At 43.2% G+C, this 620-nt stretch carries 1 protein-coding gene; it reads right to left on the bottom strand.

What is annotated here, in order from left to right:
• The coding region (locus R7Z50_RS28705; protein ID WP_318149909.1) for a DMT family transporter at positions 1 to 511 on the bottom strand (511 nt) is incomplete at its 3' end.
• Positions 512 to 620 lie beyond the last annotated feature (109 nt).

Here is a 620-nt window from a genome sequence, read left to right as displayed (position 1 = left end):
GTTTTAAAAGCACACAATATGCGGCATAAACTAACGCGGCCAGTAACATTAAGCTGTCGCCTTGTGTCATATCTTGATGCAAGAAGTAGGTGACGTCACCGTGCCCAAGCATAAATGCTAAACTACCAAGTGAAATTGCCCCACCGACAATGCTCAACATAGAAACCGATTTACCCAATAGAGGGACGCTTAAAAACACGCTGATCAAAGGCACTAATGACGTAATCAGCGCCATGTTTGAAGCCGTTGTGGTTAAGCCTGCGTAGTAGCCTAACGACTGGTTAAGTACCATGCCGAGTAGGGCTAAAAATGCCAGTTTAGTCAGGTATGGGCGAATTACATGACGCTGTTTGATTACGGCTGGCAAGCAAAATGGCGTTAGGAGAACCATCGCAACAAACCAACGATAGAAGCTCATTGCGCTAGGTTCAATCGTGCTTGCCGCCATTTTGTTTACGATAGAATTTCCACCCCAAATCATGACAGTAAAAAACGGAAGCAAATAAACCATGAGAACCTCATCGCACAATAATTGATGGCGCTAGTCTGACAGGTCTTTATAATGAAAAGTATCTCTTAAAAGACATCGTAAGCGATAGGAAGACAATTTTGAAAAAGAG

This window comes from Vibrio sp. 1249-1, assembly GCF_033340495.1.
This window is presented reverse-complemented; position numbering and strand designations above follow the sequence as displayed.